Annotated in this window: 19 protein-coding genes and 1 riboswitch; of the genes, 10 read left to right on the top strand and 9 right to left on the bottom strand. The window is 71.6% G+C overall.

Annotated features, from left to right (window positions below):
* The first annotated feature begins 101 nt into the window (after nucleotides 1-101).
* From QRD43_RS04705 to QRD43_RS04675, 7 genes are all read left to right on the top strand, one after another.
* The gene (locus QRD43_RS04705) at nucleotides 102-560 is read left to right on the top strand and encodes an Lrp/AsnC family transcriptional regulator (protein ID WP_285981312.1); all 459 of its coding nucleotides are present in this window, start codon (nucleotides 102-104) and stop codon (nucleotides 558-560) included.
* Between the two features lie 13 nt (nucleotides 561-573).
* Complete coding sequence (locus QRD43_RS04700; RefSeq protein WP_285981311.1) at nucleotides 574-1,158, top strand: tRNA-uridine aminocarboxypropyltransferase; 585 nt, start codon at nucleotides 574-576, stop codon at nucleotides 1,156-1,158.
* A 189-nt stretch (nucleotides 1,159-1,347) separates the two neighbouring features.
* Nucleotides 1,348-1,776, top strand: coding sequence for a hypothetical protein (locus tag QRD43_RS04695; RefSeq protein ID WP_285981310.1), 429 nt, complete (start codon nucleotides 1,348-1,350; stop codon nucleotides 1,774-1,776).
* 95 nt (nucleotides 1,777-1,871) lie between these two features.
* Nucleotides 1,872-2,828: an RDD family protein gene (locus tag QRD43_RS04690; protein ID WP_285981309.1), complete on the top strand. Its 957-nt coding sequence runs from the start codon at nucleotides 1,872-1,874 to the stop codon at nucleotides 2,826-2,828.
* On the top strand, nucleotides 2,825-3,892 hold the full coding sequence (locus tag QRD43_RS04685) for a hypothetical protein (protein WP_285981308.1): 1,068 nt from the start codon (nucleotides 2,825-2,827) through the stop codon (nucleotides 3,890-3,892). Before QRD43_RS04690 ends, QRD43_RS04685 begins: the two co-directional genes overlap by 4 nt.
* A gap of 394 nt (nucleotides 3,893-4,286) precedes the next feature.
* Nucleotides 4,287-5,048, top strand: coding sequence for a TSUP family transporter (locus QRD43_RS04680; RefSeq protein ID WP_434063820.1), 762 nt, complete (start codon nucleotides 4,287-4,289; stop codon nucleotides 5,046-5,048).
* A 191-nt stretch (nucleotides 5,049-5,239) separates the two neighbouring features.
* Entirely contained in the window at nucleotides 5,240-6,061 is an 822-nt protein-coding gene (locus QRD43_RS04675) for an HDOD domain-containing protein (protein ID WP_285981307.1), read from the top strand.
* An 81-nt stretch (nucleotides 6,062-6,142) separates the two neighbouring features.
* Here the strand turns inward: QRD43_RS04675 and QRD43_RS04670 are convergent, their stop codons facing one another.
* Nucleotides 6,143-7,453 (bottom strand): GGDEF domain-containing protein, encoded by a 1,311-nt coding sequence (locus QRD43_RS04670; protein ID WP_285981306.1) that lies wholly within the window; start codon nucleotides 7,451-7,453, stop codon nucleotides 6,143-6,145.
* A gap of 192 nt (nucleotides 7,454-7,645) precedes the next feature.
* Here QRD43_RS04670 and QRD43_RS04665 point away from each other — a divergent pair, with 192 nt between their 5' ends.
* The gene (locus QRD43_RS04665) at nucleotides 7,646-8,398 is read left to right on the top strand and encodes a hypothetical protein (protein WP_285981305.1); all 753 of its coding nucleotides are present in this window, start codon (nucleotides 7,646-7,648) and stop codon (nucleotides 8,396-8,398) included.
* A 53-nt stretch (nucleotides 8,399-8,451) separates the two neighbouring features.
* Nucleotides 8,452-8,602, top strand: a riboswitch (FMN riboswitch).
* Between the two features lie 107 nt (nucleotides 8,603-8,709).
* Nucleotides 8,710-9,201 carry a 6,7-dimethyl-8-ribityllumazine synthase gene (locus QRD43_RS04660; protein ID WP_285981304.1) on the top strand — a complete coding sequence of 164 codons (492 nt, stop codon included), beginning with the start codon at nucleotides 8,710-8,712 and terminating at the stop codon, nucleotides 9,199-9,201.
* Here the strand turns inward: QRD43_RS04660 and pbpC are convergent, their stop codons facing one another.
* Together pbpC and QRD43_RS04650 are read right to left on the bottom strand one after the other, a co-directional pair.
* Nucleotides 9,202-11,607 carry a penicillin-binding protein 1C gene (pbpC, locus tag QRD43_RS04655; RefSeq protein WP_434063827.1) on the bottom strand — a complete coding sequence of 802 codons (2,406 nt, stop codon included), beginning with the start codon at nucleotides 11,605-11,607 and terminating at the stop codon, nucleotides 9,202-9,204.
* A gap of 91 nt (nucleotides 11,608-11,698) precedes the next feature.
* On the bottom strand, nucleotides 11,699-16,765 hold the full coding sequence (locus QRD43_RS04650; RefSeq protein ID WP_434063826.1) for an alpha-2-macroglobulin family protein: 5,067 nt from the start codon (nucleotides 16,763-16,765) through the stop codon (nucleotides 11,699-11,701).
* Nucleotides 16,766-16,948: 183 nt separating this feature from the next.
* Here QRD43_RS04650 and QRD43_RS04645 point away from each other — a divergent pair, with 183 nt between their 5' ends.
* Nucleotides 16,949-17,770, top strand: a complete 822-nt coding sequence (locus QRD43_RS04645) for an endonuclease (protein ID WP_285981301.1) — start codon at nucleotides 16,949-16,951, stop codon at nucleotides 17,768-17,770.
* Here the strand turns inward: QRD43_RS04645 and QRD43_RS04640 are convergent.
* The 6 genes from QRD43_RS04640 to QRD43_RS04615 form a co-directional block, all read right to left on the bottom strand.
* Nucleotides 17,731-18,666 carry a pseudouridine synthase gene (locus tag QRD43_RS04640; protein ID WP_285981300.1) on the bottom strand — a complete coding sequence of 312 codons (936 nt, stop codon included), beginning with the start codon at nucleotides 18,664-18,666 and terminating at the stop codon, nucleotides 17,731-17,733. The genes QRD43_RS04645 and QRD43_RS04640 overlap by 40 nt on opposite strands.
* Entirely contained in the window at nucleotides 18,663-19,595 is a 933-nt protein-coding gene (locus QRD43_RS04635; protein WP_285981299.1) for a TIGR02285 family protein, read from the bottom strand. The genes QRD43_RS04640 and QRD43_RS04635 overlap by 4 nt, the downstream gene beginning before the upstream one ends.
* A gap of 31 nt (nucleotides 19,596-19,626) precedes the next feature.
* Entirely contained in the window at nucleotides 19,627-20,928 is a 1,302-nt protein-coding gene (locus QRD43_RS04630; RefSeq protein ID WP_285981298.1) for a UDP-N-acetylglucosamine 1-carboxyvinyltransferase, read from the bottom strand.
* Nucleotides 20,929-21,062: 134 nt separating this feature from the next.
* Nucleotides 21,063-21,476, bottom strand: a complete 414-nt coding sequence (locus QRD43_RS04625; RefSeq protein ID WP_285981297.1) for a YkgJ family cysteine cluster protein — start codon at nucleotides 21,474-21,476, stop codon at nucleotides 21,063-21,065.
* A 132-nt stretch (nucleotides 21,477-21,608) separates the two neighbouring features.
* The gene (locus tag QRD43_RS04620; RefSeq protein WP_285981296.1) at nucleotides 21,609-22,808 is read right to left on the bottom strand and encodes a glycerophosphodiester phosphodiesterase; all 1,200 of its coding nucleotides are present in this window, start codon (nucleotides 22,806-22,808) and stop codon (nucleotides 21,609-21,611) included.
* 120 nt (nucleotides 22,809-22,928) lie between these two features.
* Nucleotides 22,929-23,411 (bottom strand): hypothetical protein, encoded by a 483-nt coding sequence (locus QRD43_RS04615; RefSeq protein WP_285981295.1) that lies wholly within the window; start codon nucleotides 23,409-23,411, stop codon nucleotides 22,929-22,931.
* Nucleotides 23,412-23,570 lie beyond the last annotated feature (159 nt).

Raw genomic sequence — 23,570 nt, 5'->3', positions numbered from 1 at the left:
TCGAGGGGATCCAGCGCGATAATTGACCGCATTCGCTGGTGATTGGCGATGTCAAAGCACATATTCGCCAACGAAATACTTATCAACGCTCTTTTTCACCCATGGACCGCATTGATCTGCAATTGCTGGAGCTGCTCCAGCGCGAGGGCCGGCTTTCGGTGGCCGAGCTCGCCGACCGCGTCGCGCTGTCGCAGAGCCCCTGCGCGCGCCGCCTGCGCCGCCTCGAGGAGGCGGGCTACATCAGCGGTTACCGGGCCGTCCTGGACCGCAAGCGCCTGCAGCTGGCGACGACCGTGTTCGTGAACGTGCGGCTGATGCACCACCGGGAGGACGCCGTGCGGGAGTTCGAGGCCGGCATGCAGGCCATGAGCGAGGTGGTGGCCTGCCATGTCGTGTCCGGCGCGCACGACTACCTCCTGGAGGTGGTGGTGGGCGACCTCCCCGACTACGAGCAGATCGTGCGCCGGCTCCAGGCCCTGCCCATGGTGCAGGACATCACGAGCAACTTCGCCATCCGCTGCGTCAAGAGCGGCGCCCCGCTGCCCCTGAAGGCGCCCTGAGCGCGGGGGTTCCATGAGCCGCCGTCTCCACTGCCCCCGCTGCGAGCGCCCGCTGGCCGGCTGCCTGTGCGCCTGCGTCCGGCCGGTGGACAACGCCGTGCCGCTGCTGATCCTCCAGCATCCGGACGAGTCCCGGCAGGCCAAGGGCACGGCGCGCCTGCTGCAGCAATGCCTGCAGCGCTGCGAGCGCCGGGTCGGCCAGGCCTTCGCACCGCCGCCGCAGGACGGGCACCCGCTGCTGCTGCTCTACCCGCCCGACCCCGACCGGCCGTGTGGACCGTCGCCCGCCGCGTCCGGCCTGCCGCCCCGGCTCGTCCTGCTGGACGGCACCTGGCGCCAGAGCCGACAGCTGCTGCGCGCCTCGCCCTGGCTGCAGGCCCTGCCCCGCCTGACGCTGGCCGAGCCCCCGCCGAGCCGCTACGCCATCCGCAAGGCCCATGCCGCGCACCAGCTGAGCACGCTGGAGGCGGCGGCCCTGGCGCTGGGGCAGTTGCAGCCGTCGCTGGACGCCACCCCCCTGTGGCAGGCCCTGGACGACTTCGTCGCCCTGCAGCGACGGCTTCAGTCCCGGGGCACCGACGCCCGGGCGCAGCCCTGACCGACGCGTGGGGCACCCCCGGGTCGCGCCGGGAGGCCGGCGATGCCGCACGGGTTGAGGGGATTGAGAGGCTGACGGGCTGAGCAGCTTTGCATTTCTTCGCACAACAGACGCGAGCGGCTCAGGCAGGGCACGCATCCTTCGGCCTGCTCTTCCCTCGTGCCACGGCTCCCTGCCCGCCCTGCCTCCATGAAATCCACGGTCTTCCTTGCTCTTGCGCTTGCCGCCGTGGTCCTGGGCCACCGGCTGCCCTCGCTGGAGTCGACCGCGGCGGACGGCGTCGTGAGCGAGCCGGCCCCGCCCCGTCCCGCACACCGGCCGGCGGCTCCCGCGGCGGACGGCCTGCTGCGCGTCGCCTACGAAGCGCCGCCCCAGGCCGGACCACTGCAGCCGTCGCCGGCCCAGGATCCGCTCCCGGCGGGCGCCGGATCCCGGGCGGCCCCCCACGCCGCGACGCCGGCGTTCGCCCCACCGGACCTGCCCGCCGGTCCGGCCAGCCGTCCCATGGCCGCGACCGAACCGGAGAGCCCGAGTTGGCGGGACAACGCGCTGGACCTGCTCAGCCAGATCGGTGTGCTGTGCCCCGCCGCCGGTTGCGACAGCCTGGAAGACGACTGAGCGCAGGCCGCGCGGCCGATGGGTCGCGAGTCACCCGCGGGCCTGGTCCGCGGGGCAGAATCGGCAGCCTTGCCTTCCGCGTTGCCGCCTTCCCGATGCGCCTGCCCGCCCTCATCAAGCCCTCGCCCCGCCGTGACTGGGTCACACCCGAAGACGTCAACGTCAGCCCCGACCTGCTGGGCCACGCCCTGGCGCGGCCATCGCAGCGGGCCTGGGCCATGGCGCTGGACCTGGCGCTGATCGGCCTGGCCTCGTCGCTGGGGAACTGGATGCTGCTGGGGAGCGTGGCCGCCGCGGCCTGGCTGAAGATCCGCCAGCGGGACGCCGAGCAGGCGGCACGGCCGGCGCCATCGGTGCTGTGGTGGGTCCCCGTGGCCCTGGCCCTGGTGCTCGGGCTGTACGGGGTCTGGCAGGACCTCCGCCCTGCGAGCTTCCGTGAGAAAGGCCCCTCGCGCGCTGCCGCCACCGCCCCGGCGGACGACGAGAGCGAGGACCGGGCCGACGCCCCGGCGGCGGCCCTGCCCGAGGCGGGCGCTGCCAGTGCCGCCAGCGCAGAAAGCCGCCGCATCGCCGACCTGGAACGTCGGATCCAGCAGCTGCGCCGTTCGGAAGAGGAGGCGCGCAAGCACAGCGGCTTCCGTCCCCGGGAGTGGCTGGACGAGGCCCTGGGCGAGGCCGGACTGCGCTTCAGCCTGGCCATCGTCTACTTCACCCTGCTGCCGGTGCTGTGGCCAGGCCAGACCGTCGGCAAGCGGCTGATGGGCTTGCGGGTCGCGGAACTCAGCGGCAAGCCGATCAACTTCCTGCGCAGCTTCAGCCGCTATGGCGGCTACCTCGCCGGCATGGGCACGGGCGGCATGGGCTTCGCCCAGGTGTTCTGGGACGCCAACCGGCAGGCCCTGCAGGACAAGGCCGCCCATACCGTCGTGCTGGACCTGCGCCGCCGGGACCGCCTGCCCCTCGAGGACGCGCGGATGCAGGCCCCCGCCCCGGTGCCTGCTCCGGCTCCCACCCCAGCCCCCGCCACCCCGTCCACCGAGACCGCCCCATGAGCGCTGCCGCCCCCCGTCGCCCCCTGCCCGCCCGCGGGCGCCTCGATCGGGCCCTGCACCGGCTGGCCGCCCACGCCACCCACGCCGCGCTGAGCCTGGCGGGACTGCTCGGCGGCACCTCCGCGCTGGCAGCCGAGCCCGCGCCGCCGAAGCCCTTCGAGTTCGTGGCCCTGGGCGACATGCCCTACGGCGCGCCCGAGACGGCTTACCCGGTCTACCAGCACCTGATCGGGCTGGTCAACGCGCAGGCCCCGGCCTTCAGCGTCCACGTGGGCGACTTCAAGAGCGGCAGCAGCCTCTGCAGCGACGACGAGTTCGCCCGCCAGCGCGACTTCTTCAACCAGTTCGACAGCGCCCTGGTCTACACCCCGGGCGACAACGAATGGACCGACTGCCACCGCCCCGCCGCAGGCGGCTACGCGCCCCAGGAGCGGCTGGAGGCGCTGCGCGAGATGTTCTTCGGCGCGCCTCGCAGCCTCGGCCGGCGTCCGCTGGCCGTGGAGCGGCAGGCCGATGTCCAGCCGGCCCATGCGCGCTACCGCGAGAACCTGCGCTTCACGCGCGAGGGCGTGCTCTTCCTGACGCTCAACGTGCCGGGCTCCAACAACGGCTTCGAACCTCGCGACCTCGCCGCCGTCCAGGAGCATTTCGCCCGCACCGACGCCAACCTGGCCTGGCTGCAGGCTGGCTTCGAGCAGGCTCGCCGGCAGGACGCTCGCGCCGTGGTGATCGCCATGCAGGCCGATCCCTTCCTCGGTGCCAATGTGTGGTCCGAGTTCCCCAGCCACAGCGGCTTCACCCGGCTCTTCGAGCAGGGACTGCTCCCGATGGTGCAGGACTGGGGCCGCCCGGTGCTGCTGATCCACGGCGACAGCCACCGCTTCGTGATCGACCGCCCCTTCAAGGCCGTGAAGGAACCCGGCAAGGGCCAGGTCCTGCGCAACCTGCTGCGCCTGCAGGTCTTCGGCGAGCAGGAGGTGCATGCGGTGCGGGTCACCGTGGATCCGGCCAACCCCGATCCCTTCGCGTTCAAGCCACTGTTCAATCCGCTGTCGCCGCGCTGAGCCCGCCCGGCGCCCCCGGATCAAGGGACAGCCGCCCGCCGACCGCTGGCGCGCGGTGGAGCGCCCGCAAACCGGCGCCGCCGGCCCTGCGTCATGGAGAAAAACGGGGTGCGGACGACTGGCGGCGAGCCCCCGAACGGCGCGGACGGCACCGTAACGGTGCGTGACATCCCGTAAAAACCCCAAGTGCGTGCATGTCGGCCCGCCTCTACATTGGCGTCACTCGACGCGGATGCTGCTTTTGCAGTGTCTGCCTACGGGGGCTGAGGAGACAAACAAGACGGGGCCGCCACTACCGTGGCGCGCCACTGTCACAATCGACGGGCACCACATCGGTGCCCGTTTTCATTGGTGCCCGCCTCGCGGCCACCGCCCTGCCGCCTGAAGCCTGCCCATGCTGGATCTCGTCACCGTCGCCCTGGCCTCCCTGCTGGCCGGATTCATTGATGCCATCGTCGGCGGTGGCGGCCTGATCTTGGTGCCGGCCCTCTTCAGCGTCTACCCGCAGGCGGCACCGGCCACGCTCTTCGGCACGAACAAGGGCGCCGCCATCTGGGGCACCGCCTGGGCCACGAAGCAGTACGCCGCCCGCGTCACCCTGCCCTGGCACGCCCTGCTGCCCGCCGCGGGCGCCGCGCTGCTGGGCAGTTTCGGCGGGGCCTGGACCGTCACCCTGATCAGCCCGGAAGGCCTGCGCAAGCTGCTGCCGCTGATCCTCGGCGCCGTGCTGCTCTACACCCTGGCCAAGAAGGACCTCGGCCGCGACCACGCCCCGCGCTTCAGCGGCCGCACCGAGGCGGCGGTGGCCTGCCTGATCGGCGGCGTGATCGGCTTCTACGACGGCTTCTTCGGCCCGGGCACCGGCAGCTTCTTCGTCTTCCTGTTCGTGCGCCTGCTGGGCTTCGACTTCCTGCACGCCTCGGCCAGCGCCAAGCTGCTCAACACGGCGACCAACGCCGCCGCGCTCGTCCTCTTCTCGTTGAAGGGGCATGTGTGGTGGCACATCGCCGCGGTGATGGCCGTCACCAACGTCATCGGCAGCCTGCTGGGGACGCGCATGGCCCTGGCCCGCGGCACGGGCTTCGTGCGGGGCATGTTCGTGCTGGTGGTCGGGGCGCTGATCCTCAAGACCAGCTACGACGCCTTCCTGCGCTAGGGCGCCGGCCTGTTCGAGGCGCGGAATCATTTCCAGGCGTCACAAGATGCCGCGGCGGGCCTGCTGCGGCGCTACCATTGCCGGATTACGTCTCTCAGGACGCCGCCGCACCCTGCCGGCCGGCCTGACTCCCGCGGGGGGCGGAACGGGCCCGGCCCGTTTCCCGGAGATGCTCTCATTCAAGGCCGCCCATGTCCGTTGATCCTGAACTGCGCAACCTCGAGATCGAAATCCCGACCCAGCCCGAGGTGCTGGTCAAGCTGTCCCTGCTGATGGCGGCCGACGACATCGACCTGCTCGCCGTCTCGGCCCTCGTCGAGACCGACATGGCCCTCGCCGCTGCCGTGATGAAGGCCGTCAACTCCTCGCTGTACGGCCTGCGCGGGCGCGTGCAGACGGTGCACCAGGCCCTGACCTACCTCGGCATGCGCGAAGTGGCCGCCATCACCTTCGAGATGGGCCTGCGCGCCGCCTTCCCGCCCGCCCCCGAGCTCGAGCCGGTGTGGGCGCGCGCCTCGCAGCGCGGGCTGCTGATGGGCCGCATGGGGCAGATGCTGGGCGTCGATCCCTGGGCCGCGCACTCGGCCGGCCTGTTCGAGGAATGCGGCAAGGCCGTGCTGTACCGCCACGCGCCGGCCCACTACCCCGCGATGCTTCGTGCCACGCAGGATGACGCCGAGCTGGTGAAGCTGGAGCACACGGCCTTCGGCGTGAGCCACGATGCCCTGGGCGCCGCGCTGTGCGAGAGCTGGGGCCTCGCCCCCGCCTCGGTGGCCAGCGTGCGCAGCCACGTCGAGGTGCAGACCAAGCTCGAGATGCCCGAGACGCTGCAGCGCCGCAGCATCTGCGCCATCTCGGTCATTGCGTGGGCGCTGATGAACGCCCCGGAACGCCTGGACGAGATCGCCCAGGCCATCGCCCCGCAGGCGCAGCTCGACGAGACGCTGGTGCTGCGCGCCGCACGTCGCGTCAGCGAGCAGCTGCTGGAGGCGCAGGCCCACGGCCGCGACTGAAGTCCGGCGCCCCCGCCACAACGAAGCCGGCCCGGGGCCGGCTTTTTCTTTGGCGAGGCCTGCGACCTCGCACGCCAGCGCTCAGGCGGCCAGGCTGAGGCGGTCCCGCCCGGCGTGCTTGGCGATGTACAGCGCCTCGTCGGCCGCCTGCATGAGGGCCAGGGGGCTGAGGTAGGGCTGGGCGGGGCTGTAGGCGGCAAGCCCGATGCTCACCGTCACCACGGCATCCACCGGGCTTGCGCCATGCGGCAGCGACAGGCGCCGCCATTCCTCGCGCAGGCTTTCGAGCAGGCCCTGGGCCGAGTCGGCGTCAAAGCCCGGCAGCAGCGCCCCGAACTCCTCACCGCCGAGGCGCGCCACCAGGTCGGTATCGCGCTTGAAGCGCTCGCCCAGCAGCCGGGCGAAGCGGCGCAGGAGCTCGTCCCCGGCGTCGTGGCCGTGCAGCTCGTTGTAGGCCTTGAGGTGATCGAGGTCCAGCACCGCCAGGGCCAGGCGGGACTGCTGGCGCTGGGCGCGCTTGAACTCGCGGCGCAGGGCGTCGTCGAACTCGCGCCGGTTGGCGAGCCCCGTGAGCTTGTCATGGCGCGCCAGCTGGGCCAGCTCGCGCTGCTTGATGTCCAGCGCCGCCTGCGCCTCGTGCAGGGCGCGGGCCTGCTGGGCCACCTGGGCGCTCAGGTCCCGCATCTCGCGCTGCTTGCGCTGCAGCTGCTGGTCCACGCTCTGGTGGACGTGCGCCATGGCGCGGTTGATCTGCTGAAGCTCGGCGGGCGTGCGGGCGGGCAGGCCGTCGTCGAACCAGCTGAATTCGCTGGGCGGGCGGCTGGGATCGAAGCGTTCCATGTCCGAGGCCATGCGGCGCAGATGGCGCAGCAGCAGGCGGTCGACCAGCATCGCCGCCCCCAGCCCGAGGGCCAGGGCCAGGGCCAGCAGCTGCAGCAGCCAGTGCTGCATCGAGGGCTTGCCCAGCTGCCCCCACGCACTCAGTTCCGGGGCGATGACACGCACGCGGCCGATCTCTTCGCTGTCACCCGGCAGGCGCAGTGCGAATTCGCTGTGGGGGCTGTCCTGGCCGGGCAATGCGTCCGGCCCGCTCAGCAGACGGAGGCCATCGCGCCCCCGGAGCTCGGCGGACTGCAGCTCGTGGCGGCTGACCATCGCTTCCAGCAGGCGCTGGGCCGCGCTCGTCTGGCTGCTGGCCATCGCGCGCGACAGCGGCTCGGCATACAGCAGCGGCAGCAACTGCTGGCTGGCCTCGGCCTGCTCCGCCTGCAGGTTCAGCTCGCGCCGCAGATGCCAGCCGCCGAGCACCAGCACCATGGCCAGGCCCAGCAGCAAGAGACCCATCAGCGTGCGGGACTTGAGCGATCGGAGCGGAGCATAGGTGGCGTTCATGATGCGGCACCGGCATTGCAAACGTTGCCGGTTCTTCAGCATCGGCCGATTCGCGCGGATCGCACACCCGGGAATCCCCGGAACTTTGTCGCCGGAGCGGCGCTTGTGTCCCCAAACTGAGGCACAAGTTGGCAACGCTTGCTACATTGGCGTCGCCGCTCCAAGGGGGAGCCGGCCCTCCGGAGGAGCCTCATGCTGCGTCCGTTCCTGCCCACCCTGCTGCGCCGGGCGCCGCTCGTCGCCGCCCTGCTGGGCCTGGGCACCGCCCACGCCGACCCTGGCTACTACGTGATCCGCCCCTATGCCCAGGCGGCGCAATGGGGCCTGGAGCTGCGCTACTGGACGGTCAAGCAGCGTGACGGCAGCCCGGCGGTGCTGTGGCCGGAGCTGGCGCTGTCCTATGGCATTTCCGAGCGCTGGACCAGCGCGCTGCTGGCCAGCTACGAAGGCACGCGCGAGGAGGCCGTGCGACTGGACACCTGGAACTGGATCCATCAGGTCCGGCTCGACGATGGCCGGGGCGACAGCGATCTGGCGCTGCATGTCCAGCTGATCAAGACCGGCGGCGAGCAGCGCGGCCATGCGCTCGAGCTCGGCCTCGTCACGCAGACGGAATGGCGTCTGGCGCGCCTCCAGGCGAACGCGATCCTTGAGCACGGCTGGGGCGACCTCGCCCGCAACGGCACCGAGCTCAAGGTCCAGTGGCAGCTCAGCTGGCCCCTGCAGCCCGGCTGGCGCGCGGGCGTGCAGGGCTTCGGCGAGCTGGGCAACTGGCGGCGCTGGAAGCCGGCCGAGCGCCAGTCCCTCCGCGCCGGCCCGTCGCTGCAGACCGACTGGACGCTCGGCGCGCAGCGAAGCCTGCACGTCGAGGCCGCGTGGCTGCTGGGCAAGACCTACGGCCAGCGCGGGAACATGTTCTCGGCCACGGCGAAGCTGCTGTTCTGAACGCGGCCCGTCCCGGCCCCTAGAATGCGGCCGCCGGCCCCCCCCCTGGGTCGGCGCGTTCTCAGGGCGAGGTGCAATTCCTCACCGGCGGTATCTGCGCCACGCGCAGGAGCCCGCGAGCGCCTCGGCCGCTTCGGCCGAGGGTCAGCAGACCTGGTGCGAGGCCAGGGCCGACGGTCACAGTCCGGATGAAAGAGATCGCGTTGTTGAAGCCATGCGGCGCACCTGCCTTGTTCACGCCAGGCCGGAGCGCCGCTGTGGCTTGTCTGCGCGCGCCCTGATTTGTGTGACCTGCTTTCAGAAAGCTCAACATGAATCAGACCTTTGACACCCTTCCCGCTCCGAAGCATCGCGGCCGCATCGCCTTGCTGGCCAGCCGATGGCATCCCGAGCTTGTCCAGCGCCTTACCGGCGGCGCCACCGAGGCGCTGCGGCGCCTGGGCTGGACCGACGACCAGATCGAGGTGCACGAGCTGCCCGGCGCCTTCGAGTTCCCGCTCTACGCCCGCCGTCTCGCCGCCGGCGGCCAGCACCAGGCCGTCATCGCCTGCGCCCTGGTCGTGGACGGCGGCATCTACCGCCATGAGTTCGTGGCCCAGGCCGTGGTCGACGGGCTGATGCGCGTGCAGCTGGACAGCGGCCTGCCGGTCATCTCGGCCTCGCTCACGCCCCAGCATTTCCACGAGCACGACGTGCACCAGCGCTTCTTCCACGAGCATCTGGCGCTCAAGGGCGTGGAGGCGGCCCAGGCCTGCGCGATGACGCTGGCCGCGCACGAGCGGCTCGCGCCGCTGGCGGGCTGATCAGAGCCCCTGGACCGTGAAGCGCAGCCGGGCGTAGCGCCCCTGCGCATCCAGCGCGGTGAGCTGCTGCTCGCCGTTGCGCTGCGGCTGCAGCAGGACGCCGCCCCGGGCTGCCGCCCCCGCGGGCGCGTCCTGCCAGGCCAGCAGCTGCCCGTCGAGCAGCCAGGCGACGGCCCCCTGCGCGCCCAGCACCTGCAGCGGCAGCCGGATGTGCGTCTGTCCGGGCGACGGCCGCAGCACGGTGCCAGGCTCCAGCCCCACGATGCGCAACCGGGCGCTGGGCCCGCCCTGCGCCTCGCCACGGCACCCGGACTTCCACGGCAGACGCTCCAGCGGATGCCGCTGCGCCGGCTCGATCCAGGGCTGCAGCAGCTGCGGCCAGCGCACGGCGGGCACGCTGTGTGCGCCCGGGCCGGCGCAGTCGCCCGACACGCGCTCGCGCCCGGCGCCCTCCACCATCACCTGCATCTCCAGCCCCTGCGACACGCCGCGCTCCGGCAGCGTGGGCGGCGCCGCACCGTCCAGCAGCCAGGCCGTGCGCTGCTGCAGGCACTGGTCGGGCGGCGTGCTCGAGGCCAGGCGGCCGAGCGGCCAGCAGACGGCCGCGGCCTGCACGCTGGCCGGCTGGCGGCGCGGCGCGAGCTGCTGCGGCCCCAGCGCGGCGGCCAGATCTCGCAGGAGCGGCGCCGCGCTGTTGGCCCCGAAGTGGCCCGGGTTCGGCGTGCCATCGGGCCGGCCCATCCAGACGCCCAGCGTGTAGCGGTCCGTCACGCCCAGCGCCCAGGCGTCCCGGAAGCCGAAGCTCGTGCCCGTCTTCCAGGCGATCCGAGCCCCGGACTCGCGAAAGGGCGCGCCGGGCCGCCCCCCGTTTTCCAGGATCTCCCGCACGATGAAGGCCGCCCCCTCGCTCATGAGACGCGTCGTGCGCACCGGGTCCGCGGCCTGCAGGCGCGGCTGCACGGCCTCGCCGCCCCGTGCGAGCGCCGTGTAGGCCCCGACCAGCTCCTCCAGCCGGGTGCTGCCGCCGCCGAGGATCAGGCTGAGGTTGGGCGTCGCGTTCGCCGGCAGGCGCAGGCGCAGGCCCGCGCCACGCAGCTGCGCCGCGAAGCGCTCCGGCCCGATCCGGTCCAGCAGGTCCACGGCCGGCACATTGAGCGAGCGCTGCAGCGCCTCGGACACGCTCACCGGCCCGGAAAAGTCCGCCTGGAAATTGCCCGGCGCATAGCCGCCGAAGTTCTGCGGCGCGTCGATCAGCAGGCTCTCGGAGTGGACGAGCCCCTGATCCAGCGCCATGGCGTAGAGGAAGGGCTTGAGCGTCGAGCCCGGCGAGCGCAGGCCGCGCACCATGTCCACGTGGGCGGCGCGCTTCATGTCGCCGAAGTCCGCCGAGCCGGCGTAGGCGCGCACGGCGCCGTCGCGGTTGTCCACGATCAGCGCCGCGATGGAGACCTGCTCGGGCAGCGTGTTGAGCCGATCCAGCAGCACCTGCTCCAGGCGCAGCTGCAGGCCGGCATCGAGCAGCGAGGGCACGACGGCGGTGCCCGCCTTCAGCCCGCGCTGGCGCAGGCGCTCGGCGAACAGCGGTGCCAGCACGCGCGAGCGCAGGGGCGGCGCGAAGACCTTCTCCAGCTGGGCGTCCCGCACCTCGGCGGCCGGCCACACGCCCTGGCTCATCAGACGATCCAGCACCTTGTCCCGCGCCGCCTGGGCCTGCGCCGGATGGCGATCCGGTCGCAGCCGGGACGGGCTCTGCGGCAGGGCGGCCAGCAGCGCCGCCTCGGCCTGCGAGAGATCGCGCGCGGACTTGCCGAGGTAGGCCTGCGCCGCCATCTCGACGCCTTCGACCATCCCGCCCATTGGGGCCTCGTTGAGGTAGAGCGTGAGGATCTCGCGCTTGCCCAGATGCCATTCGAGCTGCAGCGCGCGCAGCATCTGCCGCGCCTTGGCGCCGACGGTGCGGGTGGCGCAGGTCTGCAGATTGCGCCGGCGGTCGGCGCACTCCGGGTCGAGCAGGCGCGCGACCTGCATCGTCAGCGTGGAGCCGCCCGACACCACCTGCCCCGCGCGCACCCACTGCCAGGCCGCCCGCGCCAAGGCCACCGGGTTGATGCCCGGGTGCCACCAGAACGCGCGGTCCTCGTAGTGCAGCAGGGCTTCGACGTACCGCGGCGACACCTGCTCGATCGTCACGCGGTGCCGCATGGCGCCATCCGCCCCGGGCCAGTAGCGCAGCGGCGTGCCGTCCTCGGCCAGCACCACGACGGCCTCCAGCGGGCGCCGCGCCGGGCTGTCGGGCCAGGCTGCCGCCGGCAGCGGGAACAGCCGGTCCAGGGCCAGCAGGGCCAGCGCCAGCAGGGCCAGGACTCCGCAGACCCGGCGGCGCCGGGCCCATCGTTTCAAGTTCAGACGCGCAGGCATGGGACGATCACCTGGCCCGGCTCAGCACGCCCTGACGACGCGCCGACGACGCACCGACGGGGCGCACTTCACGTCGGGCTCATTTCTTGTTCAGCACGGTGATCTCGCCTTCCGCCTTGCCGATGCCGCGCAGCTCCGGCCGGTACATGTCCTCCGCAAAGGGCGCCGGCACCTGGTAGCGGCCCGGCGTCACCACGCGGACGAGGTAGTAGACGTCCAGCGGATTGCCGTCGAGCTGTGCGGCGGCCACGAAGCGGTCGTCGCGGTACTCGGTGTGCACGATGCGGGCATTGGCGTTGGCCTGCGCGATGTTCTGGCCGTCCACCTCGAACTCGCCCGCCTGCGGCCCCTGGCTGAGGTTGAGGTTCTCCACCTCGAAGCCAGCCGGGATGCGGTCCACGATCAGGCCGTCCTTGATCGGACGCTTGGCCGTGGCGCGCAGGCGCACGATGTACATCTCCCCGGTGGTGAACTGGCGCGTCGTGACGGGCTTGCCGGACGTCGTGAAGAGGCTGCGCTCGACCACGATGCTGTCCGCCTGCGGTGGCAGTGGCTTCGTCGGGTAGCCCTGGGCATGGACCTCCACGAAGAGCGAGCCCTTGCCCTCGTTCTTCACCACGGTGCCGGCCTTGAGCTTGGCGCCGGGAATGTCGCGCTGTGCGGTCTCCTTGCCGGCCAGCGCCTCGGGTGCGGCGGCCGCGGTCTGCAGGCTGGCGCTCCAGCCTTCGCCGCCGGCCTGGCCGTGGGCGCTGCGCACCGCCAGGAACAGCGCGAGGCGTTCCTGCGTCGAGAAGTAGCGGCGGCGGTCGAAGTCGGAGGCCAGGTCGAAGAGCAGGCCCTCGCGGCGCTCGTGCTGGATGCCGTGCCGGGTCAGCAGGGCGTAGGCCAACGCCTGGTCGCGCACGCGGCTGCCGTAGTCGCCCAGCCATTCCTCCCACCACCACCACTCCTGCACCGGCGCGAGCGCGGGGTTGATGCCGTAGGCGCGCTTCACGCCTTCGTCCAGCGCCTGCTTCGCCCGCGTCTCGTCGCCCATCAGCTTGAGCGCGAGGCCCAGGTGGATCAGGGGCAGCGGCGAGCGGGCATTGCCGCGGTACTGGTCATGCAGCGTCTTGAGCGTCGCGAGCGGTGCCTTCTGCGCGCGGGCCAGGATGTAGCCCGCGTGTGCGGCCTCGGCGAAGCGCTGGTGGGCGATGCGGATCAGCTCGATGTCGCTGTAGCTCGCCACGCGGCCCTTGTCGTCCCGCTTCGGGTCCTTGGGCGGCTGCGTCTGCTGGCCGGGGCTGCGCTGGAACTGCTCCAGGAGGTTGTCCATGGCGCGCGTCATCATGCTCTCGGGCGGCGCGAAGCCGGCGTCCTTGGCATCCTGCAGGAAGCCCGTCACGTAGGCCGTCAGCCAGGCCTCGTAGGGGCTGGTGTTGCTCCACAGGCCGAAGCCGCCCTTGGCCTGCTGCATGCCGGCCAGCCGCCCGAAGGCGGTGTCCAGGCGCTTGGCACGCTCCTCGCGCGGGACGGGCGTCATGCCGAAGGCCTTGGCGGCCTCCTCGTCGATCATGGCCAGCGGGTAGGCGCTGCTGGTCGTCTGCTCAAGGCAGCCGTAGGGATAGCCCAGCAGTCCCTTGACCTGCTCGCGGATGTCGATGGGCGGGGAGTCCGAGAGGCTCAGCGTCGCGCTGGCCGAGCCGCCCCAGTAGCCGTCGAGCAGCCCCGGTTCGAGCTTGAGCGTGGCGCCGGGCTCGAGGCGCGTGCGCCTGAGCTCGTGCACCGGCGGCGTGAGCGGCTGCAGCTGCAGGGCGGCCTCGCGGGTGAGCTTGAGGTCGCCGGCCTGCACGTGCAGCTTGATCGGCACCAGCCCCGCGGCCTCGGTCGCCTCGACCTGGAAGCTCAGCACCTTGCGCTGCTTGTCGGCCAGCTGCACGGGCTCGGGCTGGGCGGCCACGCGCAGCGGCCCCTCGGCTTCCAGGCGCACCTTCACCTCGCGGGCGCTGCCCGAGAGATTGCTCACGTCGAGCGCGATGGTGGCCTTGTCGCCCGGCGAGAGGAAGCGCGGCATCGACAGCTCCGCCACCAGCGGCGCCGCGACCACGGTCTCGGCCTGCGCACTGCCGTAGCTGTCGGGGCTCGACACCACCGCCATCACGCGCAGGGTGCCGTTGAAGTCCGGCAGCTTGAAACTGACCGTCGCCTCCCCCTTGGCGTCCAGCAGCACGGGGCCGCTGAAGAGGTCCACCAACAGCACCTTGCGCGGCATGCTCTGCGTGTCGCGCTTGCCGGCATCACCGCCGAAACGCTGGCGGGCGGCATTGCCCTCCATCTTCTCGATCAGCTTGCCGTAGAGGTCCAGCAGATCGGCGCCGTAGCGGTGCTTGCCGAAGAAGAAGTCCTGCGGGTCCGGCGTCTTGTAGCGGGTGATGTTGAGGATGCCCACGTCCACGGCGGACACGGTCACCATCGCCGACTTGCCCGCCAGCTGCGGCACCTTGACCTTGATCGGCAGCGCCTGCTCCGGCGTGGCCTTCGGGGGCGCGACGAGCTCCACCTTGGGCTTGCGGTCCTCGCGCCACAGCGGCAGGTGCACCAGGCCCAGCGCGCGCGCCGGCGTCACCTTGTCGCCCTGGCTGCCCGGGCGGAAGGCGGCCACCGTGATGTAGAGGTCGTGGCGCTTCCAGTCCTCCGCCACGGGGATCTCGACCGTGGTGCCGCGCGCCTTGACCGAGAGGCGCTCGCTCCACAGCACGCGGTCGCCCTCGACGGTCACCAGCGCCTCGCCGTCATGCGGCGGCTTGATCTCGAGCTTCGCCTTCTGGCCCGGCTTGAAGGGGGCGCCCTCGAGCTTGAGTTGCACGCGGTCCGGACGGTTGCCGACGTCATCGGCGTCCTGCGCGCCCCAACCGGCGTAGAAGCCGTAGCGCAGCGTCTCCTGGGTGCCCGGATCCGCGATCTCCAGGCGGTAGCGGCCCCAGCGCACGGGCAGCGCGATCTTGCTGCGCTTGTCCAGCTTGATCTGGCGGGCCTCGACCAGCTCCTCCTGCGTATTGAAGCCCGAGTGCCAGCCACGGCTGTCGTCATAGCGCCAGTACCACTGCCGCTCCTCGTAGATCAGCTTGAGCTGCAGATCGGCGGCGGGGTGGAACTTGCCGGCGGCGTCCACGCGCGTGATCTCGAACTCGGCCATGCCGCCTTCCTGCACGACGTTGCGGTCGAACAGCGGGCGAAGTGCCACGAGCTGCTCGGCCGGCCACCAGCTGCGCTCCAGCGAGCGCACCACCGGGCGGCCGCCGCTCTCCAGCAGCGCCACGCTCGTGCGCAGCAGCATGGGCGAGCTGCGCTCCGTCAGCTCGGGCTTGAAGCTCAGGCTCGCGTGGCCCTTGTCGTCGAGCTCGGTGTCCGAGGCATCGCCGCGCTTCTTTGCCTTGTCGTCCGCGAAGTCACCGAAGATGAAGCCGGGCAGCTGGCGTGCCAGCGGATTGACCTGGCGCTCGCTGTAGAGGCTGGCCTGGACGCGGTTGCCGGAGGCCGGCGCGCCGTAGAGGTAGTCGCCCTGCACGTCGACGCTCAGCTCCGCGTCGCCCGTCAGCACGGCCTCGGGCGCGCTGAGCTGCAGCTTCATGCGCTCGGGCAGGAACTCCTCGACCTGGAAGCTCCATTGCGCATCCGGCTGCTTGGCGGCCGGGTCCACGCGCGCCTGCAGCTGCCAGCGGCCCGTGGGCGCATCAGCCGGCAGCGTGAGGGCCTGCTGGTAGTAGCCCGCGCCCGTGGCGCCGGGGCGCACCAGCAGCGTGGCGGCATTGCTGCCGTCGGGCTTCTTGAGGCTCAGCGTCAGCGGCACGGGCTTGGTCCAGGCGCGGCCGTCGGCATCGCGGGCCAGCACGGAGGCCTGGAAGCTCTCGCCGGGCCGGTAGAGATCCCGGCCGGCGTAGACGAAGAGCTTGTTGTTGCGCGAGGGATGGCCGACGGCGTCGAACTCCGAGAGATCCAGCGCCGCATCGCCCAGCGACAGCACCGACATCTCCTTGCCGCGCTTGGCCAGCACCACGCGGGCCTTGTCCAGCTTCTGCGTGAAGACGGCATGGCCCTGGCCGTCGCTGCTGGCCTGCTGCACGGCCTTGCCGGCCTCGTCCACCAGCGTCAGCTCGATGCCCGTCAGCGCCGAGCCGCTCTTGAGCGAGGTGGCAAAGACGTCGATCTGCGCGGCGTGGCGACGCAGGTGCAGGCCGATGTCGGTGACGTAGAAATGCGTGACCTGGTAGTCCCAGCCGAAGCGGCCGGGGGTGTTCATGACAGCCACGTAGATGCCGGGCTCCTGCAGCTCCTTGATGCGCTCGACGGGCAGGAAGGAGACGTTGCGGCGGTTGGGCCGCTCGTCCGTGGTGAAGCGGCCGATGTAGACGCTGTCGGACATGCCGCGCAGCTGGTCCAGCACGTAGCCCGAGGTCGTGCCCTTGAGACGGCGGCCCGGGTCCTCGTAGTAGTAGCCCCCCTCGTACTCCTCACTGCCCTCCTCGTAGCTCGCGGCGCGCGGGCGATCCCGGCGGCCGCCGACCTGGTCGAGGAAGGCGCTGAGGTTCTCGGGGCGGATGCGCAGGAACTGCACGTCCACCTGCGGCGTGTTGACCGTCACGACGGGCAGACCGCCGTTGATCTCGGCCGGCAGCACGGTGCCGCGGCTGGCGAAATAGTAGGCATCGGGCATGGCCTCGCTCGCGACCTCGCAGGTCTGCGGCGTGGCCAGCGTCGCGCCCGCGCGGGCGGCCAGCTCGCCGGCCAGCTTCACGCGGAACTTGCGCTCGGGCTTCACGTAGGGGAGGTAGAGCACGCGCGGGTTGTCGCCGAGGACCCAGCGGGCCTCGACGGGCTTGGCCTTGTCGGCGTCCTCGTTCGTGGCGGATTCCGTGGCCGTGAGCAGCTTGCCGAAGTCCTGGCCGCCGGCCAGCGCCTGCGTGAACATCACCGCGATGGCGGGCGAGCCGTCGAACAGGCGCGCCTTGCAGTCCGCCAGCGCGAAGGCGGCCGGCGGACCGCTGTCGGCCTCGGAGGCCTCCGGGGTGCCGCGCAGGCGCTGCCAGCCCCACCAGCCCGCGGCAGCCACCGCCGCCGCCAGGCCCACGCCCGCCAGGATCTTCAGTCCCTTGCCCATCGTTGCCATCGTCATGCTCCCGCCCTGCTGTGATCAAAGGGCGCCAGCAGTGTAGGGCGCGCCGCCCCTCGCGCCGGGTCCCTGTTGCGGCTTGTTGCTCCCTCCTGCTGGGGGGATGACAGCACAGCCGGCACGCCCCTCGCACAGCCATGACGCCTCTTGGCATACTGCGGCTCCCCCGCCCTGCGCCCCATGCTGCCCCACCGCATCCCCGACGCCAATCTCGCCGAGCTGCCCGCCGCCTGCGGGGTCTACGTCTTCCATGGCGAGGGCGCGCTGCCGCTCTACATCGGCAAGAGCGTCAACATCCGCTCGCGCGTGCTGGCCCACCTGCGGGAGCCGGCCGAGGCGCGCCTGCTGGCGCAGACCTGCCGCATCAGCTGGCAGCGCACGGCCGGCGAGGTCGGGGCGCTGCTGCTGGAGTCCCGCTGGGTGAAGGAGCAGCAGCCGCTGTTCAACAAGCGCCTGCGCCGCAGCCGCTCGCTGTGCGCCTGGATGGCGGCGGGCAAGCCCGCCGTGCTGCGTCTGGTGCATTCGCGGGACCACGACTTCGCGCGCAGCCCGGGCCTCTTCGGCCTTTTCAGCTCGGCCCATGCCGCCCAGCAGGCCCTGCGCAGCCTGGCCGAGGACCACCGCCTGTGCCTCGCCCGGCTCGGCCTGGAAAGCGCCTCGTCACGCGGCTGCTTCGCCCGGCAGCTGGGACGATGCGCGTTGTGCGCCGGGCAGGACACCCCCGCCGCGCACGATGCCCGCCTGTTCACGGCCCTGGGCGACTGGCAGGTGCAGGCCTGGCCCTTCGACGGCGCCGTGGGGCTGGTGGAGCGGGACGGCGACTGGGTCCAGACCCATGTGCTGCAGCACTGGGCCTACCTCGGCACCGTCGAGGGCCCCCACCTGGCACTGCCGGCGTCGCACCGGCCGCCGCCCTTCGACCTCGACGGCTACCGCATCCTCGTGCGGCCGCTGCTGAGCGATCAGGCGGAGCTGCTGCTCGCCTCGGCCAGCGCCAGCTGACGCGTCGAGCGATAGGCCCGGCGCTCGCCCGTCACCGGATCCGTGAAGGCGATGGCCCGCGCCAGCAGCTGCAGCGGCTCGTCGAAGTCTTCGCGCGGCGGCTGCAGCACCGGGTAGATGCGATCCCCTGCCAGCGGCAGCCCCAGCGCGCACATCTGCGCGCGCAGCTGGTGCTTCTGCCCCGTCAGCGGGTGCAGCTCGTACAGCGCCCGGCCCTGCCCCAGCAGGCGCAGGCAGCGGATCTGCGTCTCGGCATTGGGTTCGCCCGGCACCTCGGCCATCTGCATGAAGGCATCGCCCGCGCGCTCCACCAGACGGCTGCGGTAGCGCAGCGGCAGGGCCAGGCCCGCCGGCGGTGCGGCGGCCACGGCCTCGTAGACCTTATCGACGCTGCGCTCGCGGAACAGGCGCTGGTAGGCATCGCGGTGGGCCGGCTGCACGCAGAACACCGTGAGCCCGGCGGTCTCCAGGTCCAGGCGATGCACGGGCGTGAGGTCCGGCAGATCCAGCCGGCGCTTGAGGCGCGTCAGCAGCGTCTGCTGCACGTGCCGGCCCTTGGGCGTGACCGAGAGGAAGTGCGGCTTGTCGGCGATCACGAGGTGCTCGTCCACCTGCACCAGCCGCTCCTCGAAGGGGACGGGCGCCTCGTGGGCCACCCGGCGGTAGTAGTAGATGCGCTGGCCGGCGCGGTAGGGCGTGCCGGGGGGCAAGACCTGACCCTGCGGCCCCAGCACGTCGCCGGCGGCCATGCGGTCGGCCCAGTCCTCGCGTTCGACCAGGGGGAGGCGCTCCGCCAGGAAGTCCAGCAACAGGGTCCAGGCGCCGGCCGGGCAGGCCAGGGCGGAGGCGCTCACGCCCTCGCGCATGGGCAGCGCGAGCTTGGGCGGACGGCTCACTCGATGGCCGGGCCGCCGCGGGCCCGCTCGTCCATGTAGCGGATCACGCGCTGACGGTCCTGCTCGTCCAGGCCCTCCTTGCGCCAGCCACGCATCCAGCCCTCGCGGTCCTTCTCCTGGGCGAGGCGGCGCACGGCGGCGTCGATGGCCTCGATGTGCTGGCGCCCCTCCGGCGTGCGGCTGCAGGCGACGGTGGCGAGCTGCGTGCTGCGCCCCTCGGCCAGCGGCAGCTTCACCAGGTCGTCCCCGCCCTGCAGGCGCAGGAACTCATCCACCACGGAGGGGTACTCCAGCGTGTAGTCCATGCGCCGGGCCCGCAGCATGTGCAGCAGGTGCATGTTCCGGTTGGGCACGACGGTGCGGGGTGCGGCCTCGCCCGCCTGCTTCAGGAGGGCATCGATCCGCGGACCGAAGGCCCGGTCCCGCGGCAGCAGGCCCTGGAGGTCCGGGCGCTGGAGCAGGTCGGTCAGCTGCAGCGCCTGCCCGGTCGTGGCGGTCTCGAACTGCGCGAGCCGGTCCCGGTGCACCACGACGTGGAGCTGGCGCGAGAACAGCGGCGGGTACAGATGACTGAAGTAGAGCCAGGCCAGGCGCTCCGGCGTGCGCACATGCAGCAGGCTGCACATCGTCTGCCCCTGCCGAGCCTGGACCTCGAAGCGCGTGAAGGGCATCTCGACCAGCACGTGACGGTACTGCGGCATGCGCTTCAGCAGGATGCGCATGAAGCCGTCGAGCTCGCCCTGGCCGAGGTCCTCCACCGTCAGCGGCGTCTGGCCCGAGCGGGTGTAGCTGAAGTGCGGCGGCACGTCCTGGACGAGCCAGGTGATCGCCGGCAGCTCGGCGGCCCGCGCCGGTGCGGCGAGGGCCGACAGCAGCGCCAGCCCCGGAAGCAGGGAGCGCAGGCAGGAGCCCAGGAACTGCGGCAGCATGCGGACAGCGGGATGGCGTCAGGGGGCCGGATCAGTCCCCGTCCACCCACTCGATGCGGGCGCCGAGGGTGCAGATGTTCTCGACGAAGTGCGGGTGGGCGCGCCGGATGGGCGTCGCGTTGCGGATCACCGAACGCCCGGGGATCGACGCCGCCACCATCAGCAGGGCGATGGCCACGCGGATGATGTAGGGGCTCTCGACCTCGGCCGCATGCAGGGGCTTGCCGCCGAAGGTGACCATGCGGTGCGGGTCCGAGAGGAAGGCATGCCCGCCGAACTTGGACAGCTCGGAGGTCCAGCCCATCGCCCCGTCGTAGATCTTGTTCCAGAACATCACGCTGCCCTCGGCCTTCACGCCCAGGGCCACGAAGATGGGCAGCAGGTCCACCGGCAGGTAGGGCCAGGGCGCGGCCTCGACCTTCTGCAGGATGTTGCGCGTGAAGGGCTCCTTGACCTTGAGCGGGCCCTGCGTGACGGCCCGCGACCAGCCGTCCTTGTGCTCGATGTGCACGCCGAACTTCGCGAAGGTGCGGTCGATCAGCGGGAACTGCTCGGGATGGGAGTTCTTGACCTGCACGTCGCCGCCGGTGATCGCGCCGAGCGCGAGGAAGGTGACGATCTCGTGGAAGTCCTCGGCGAAGGTGAAGTCGCCGCCGCCCAGGCGCGGCACGCCGGTGATCTTGAGACGCGAGGTGCCCAGGCCCTCGATCTTCGCGCCCAGCATCTGCATGAAGGCGCAGAACTCCTGCACGTGCGGCTCGGAGGCCGCGTTCATCAGCGTCGAGGTGCCTTCGGCCAGCGCGGCGCAGAGCACGAAATTCTCGGTGGTGGTGACGGAGGCGTAGTCCGTCCAGTGGTCGTTGGCCTTGAGCGGGCGGTCGACGCTCAGCAGCAGGCCGTCGCTCAGACGCTGCACGCTGGCGCCGAAGCGCTCGAAGACCTCCACGTGCGGATCGATCTCGCGGGCGCCCAGCGTGCAGCCCTTGACGTCGTCCTCGATGCGGGCGGCGCCGAAACGCGCCATCAGGCCCGGCACCAGCATGATGGAGGAGCGCATCTCCTCCGGCAGGCGGTCCGTCGCGGCATCGAAATGGGTGTCGCGGTGGTGCACGTCCAGGATGCCGGTCTTGTAGTCCACCTCGACGGTGCTGCCCAGCTTGCGGAAGACCTCGAGGATCTTCTTGACGTCGGTGATCTCGGTGATGCCCCGCAAGCGCACCGGCTCGGCGGTGAGCAGGGTGGCGCACAGGATGGGCAGGATGGCGTTCTTGTTGGCCGAGGGGATGATGCGGCCAGCCAGCGGGGTGCCGCCGTGAACAATCAGATTCGACATGGATGCTGCAGCGAGAGGGTCGGGCCCCTGGGAAGGGGGACGGCGCCGATTATCCCGGATCGGCCCGCCCCCGGCGCGCCGGGGCCTTGCGGCCGAGGGACGGGCCGCGCTGACGCCGCATCCATCCCGCGGTCTCAGTCCCGCTGCGGTGCCTCGCGGCGGGGGCCGAAGGGGCAGTGCCCGGGCCGCGGCCCCACCTGGGGATGCTTGCGGCAGATGTCCGGGCGGCGCTCGTAGACCGTGCAGCGTCGCGTCTTCGCATCGAGGAACTGGCAGTCGCCCCCGGCACGGCGGGCCAGCTGGAAGATCTCATGGCGGAAGCTGAAGTGCTCGATCAGCCCCGCCTTGCTCAGACGCTTGGCGATCTGCTTGGGCGCCTCGTGCTCGGCCTCGAAGGCATCGACCAGCCCCAGTCGCACGAGGTCCGCCAGGCGGGCCTCCACGGGCATGGTGCAGCAGTTGGCGGCGCAGGTGTCGCACAGGCCCTTGCGGTAGCGCGTCCAGGTCTCCGTGCGGTCGACGTCGACGATGTGGATGGACGATCTCATGGCGCGGGCGGCGGGCGTTGATGCGGCTGGGGCCGGCATCGTACCGCGAGGCCCGCTCAAGATCCGCGCCGCGCCAGGGAATCCGCCCGACGCACGGCGGGTCCGTGCGTCAAATCACCGCCGCGCGCCCGCTCAGTTCGCCGGCTTCCAGCCCTGCACCGCCAGGCGGCCGACGGCGGAGTCGTCGGTGAAGAAGCCGTCGATGCCGGCATCGAGGTAGGCGCGGATTTCCGCCACGCTGTTGCCGCGCGCCGTGGCGTCGGCGGACGGCGCCCCCTGCAGACCGGTCGGCAGGAAGGCGTTCTCCGGTCGCAGCGTCCAGATCGTGATCTTCAGCCCCGCCGCGTGCGCGTCACGCGCGAAGCTCGTCGGCTGGCCCAGGCCCGTGGCCACGCCCTTGGCATCGCGGACCTGCGGGATCACCCATTCCTTGTACGGACCGACCGCATAGGCGTAGCGGGCGATCTCCTTCAGCCCGTCCGGGGTGACCAGGTCGGCGTAGCTGCGCGTGTTGGCCGCGCCTTCCTGGATGAAGTCCCAGGGCCGGCCGCTGCTGTTGATCAGCTGCACCAGGCGCACCGTGCTCTTCTGCGCGATGGCCTTCAGGTTGGCCACCTCGAAGGACTGGACGATCACCGGCGCATCGCGGTGGTTCCAGCCGTTCTTGTCGAGCACCGACAGCAGGGTCGGCTCCAGCGGCAGGCCGATGGACTGGAAGTAGGACGGGTGCTTGGTCTCGGGAATGATGCCGATGGTGCGGCCCTTGGCGGCCGTCTGCGCCTTGGCGAGGTCGATCACCTCCTGCAGCGTCGGGACCTCGAACTGGTCGTTGAAGGTGACATTGCCCGGGCGCACGGCCGGAATGCGCTCGCGGGCGCGCAGCGTCTTGAGCTCGGCCAGCGTGAAGTCCTCCGTGAACCAGCCCCGGATGCTGACGCCGTCGACGGACTTGGTGCGCAGCCGGTCCTTGAACTCGGGCTTGTCCGCCACGTTCGTCGTGGCCTCCTTGAGGCTGCCGTCGGCGTTCAGGATGGCGATGGCGTTCTCGTGGCGGGCCACCAGCACGCCGTCCTTGGTCGAGACGAGATCGGGCTCGATGATGTCCGCGCCGTCGTCGATGGCCTTCTGGTAGGCGGCCAGCGTGTGCTCGGGACGCAGGGCGGACGCGCCACGGTGAGCGATCACCGCGGAGGCCGGCGGCCAGGGCTGGGGTTCGGAGGCACTGCCCCCGCAGGCGGCCAACGCCGCCAGCAGGATGGCCACCGGCAAGGCGGCCAGCGGCGTCAGGCGGCGCGACGCGCGGGTGGAAACGGGCACTGGGACGATGGACATGCGGGACTCCGTGAGTGAAGTCCGGCAGCATCGCAAGGCCGGATGACAGCTTGATAAGGGCGGCGTGTCGGGGCTGTCACACAGGCGCCGGGCGGGCCCGCGGCACGGCGCGGCCCGGCGTCAGCCCAGGCGTCCCTGGCGCACCAGGTCCTGGTGCATGGCGTTGACCGTCATGGCGGCCTCATGCCCGCCGGCCATGTGCGTCATGATGATCTCGTTGGCCTTGGTGAAGCGGTGCCCGATGCGCACCGTGTAGGACTTCAGCAGCCAGCTGCCCAGGCCCTGGAAGAAGACGGCCTCGTCCAGGTCGCGCCACTTCACGCCGGTGATGCCCTTGCTCCAGGGCAGGATGCCGCGGGAATGCCAGACGCCGATGTCGTCGACATAGAGATGGTGGCTGCGGATTTCCAGCACCTGGTAGACCAGGAAGGCCACCACCGGCACCGTGAGCAGCAGCCCGCCCTTCCAGTTGGCCCCCCAGAACGCGGCCAGCAGCACCAGGGCCACCAGGCCCAGGAGGACGACGCGGATGTAGGCGGTCCAGGACTTGCGGGCCAGGATGCGGGCGTCGCGGCCGACGTTGAGCGAATTGTCTTGATCCATGGGAGGCTCCCTAAAAAGTCCGGCATGCTACGTGGGACCGCCGCCCGGGCCTACGGGGGAATTGCGGAAGCCGCCCCGAGGCGAGCGGCCCGTCACCCACCGTCGGTGGCCCACACGGACGCAAAAAAGCCCGGGCATGCCGGGCTTTTGTTGCGGCTT

It is taken from the genome of Roseateles subflavus, assembly GCF_030285365.1.
Classification (GTDB): Bacteria; Pseudomonadota; Gammaproteobacteria; order Burkholderiales; family Burkholderiaceae_C; genus Roseateles_B; species Roseateles_B subflavus.
Note: the sequence above shows the minus strand (reverse complement) of the source record. Positions and strands in the feature narration are given on the sequence as shown.